Origin of the sequence: Lentilactobacillus rapi DSM 19907 = JCM 15042 (genome assembly GCF_001436255.1) — a bacterium.
GTDB lineage: Bacteria > Bacillota > Bacilli > Lactobacillales > Lactobacillaceae > Lentilactobacillus > Lentilactobacillus rapi.
This window is the reverse complement of sequence record NZ_AZEI01000028.1, coordinates 1-880: the sequence shown is the minus strand read 5'-3', so window position 1 is coordinate 880 and position 880 is coordinate 1. Positions and strand designations below refer to the sequence as shown.

Annotated in this window: 1 protein-coding gene; it reads right to left on the bottom strand. The window is 41.1% G+C overall.

Features of this window, described 5'->3' with window-relative positions; translation table 11 throughout:
* Nucleotides 1-9: 9 nt before the first annotated feature.
* A protein-coding gene (locus FD12_RS13505) for an IS5 family transposase (protein WP_099046409.1) occupies nucleotides 10-809 on the bottom strand; the annotation gives its coding sequence in 2 pieces (ribosomal slippage) (nucleotides 10-521 and nucleotides 521-809; 801 coding nt in all).
* Between the last annotated feature and the right edge of the window lie 71 nt (nucleotides 810-880).

The following is an 880-nucleotide window of genomic DNA, read 5'->3' as shown; positions in this document are numbered from 1 at the left end:
AGAAGCTGTTTAGTATCTTTTAAGAAGTAACCTGATAAAAGCTAACGAAACCATCATGAGACTAGTGTTGAGCTTACGCTCACAGTTACGCCATAAACGGTGATAATTTCCCAACCAACTAAATGAACGTTCAATGAGCCACCGTTGGGGGATAACCGAAAATTGGTGTAACTCATTTCTTTTAACGACGATTACCTTGGCTGACGTTAAACTGCTAATCTCATTAGCAAAATTTTGGCCGGTATAACCACTATCAACCATCATGGTTCGAACCAATTTAAACTGCTCTAAATTAAGGGTAACGAGTGCAATCGCCCCGTCACGATCAGTGATGTTAGCCCGGGTAATATGGATCGCTTGCGGGAATCCATTGATGTCGACGGCTAAGTGCCGTTTAATCCCCGAGATCTTCTTACCACCATCGTAACCCTTATTTTCAGCGGTAGCGGTGTTCTTGATACTTTGGGCATCTAAAATGACGAACGAAGTTCGTGCTGATCGCCCTTGCCTTAATCTTCGATCAGCGACAATTTTTTTAAAACCTGAGTTAATAAAGCTGGTTTATCAGGGGTGGGGGCTTTCGACCAATTCATCCAATAGTAGTAAACGGTGGACCACTTTGGAAAATCAGCCGGCAAATCACGCCAAGTACAACCATTTTTAAGGACATAGAGCATGGCACAGAAGATATCATAAGGATCAATGTGTTTTGGGTGAGTTCGTTTTCTTGAAGCTTCCAGATCCTGGCGGATCAAATCGAATTGTTGCCGAGAAATATCGCTTTGGTAATGATGACTAAAATGTTGCATATGATCACCAACTTTTTTGACAGTAGTTTATCAAATTATTTGGTCAAAATCAAAGATACTAAACAGCTTCT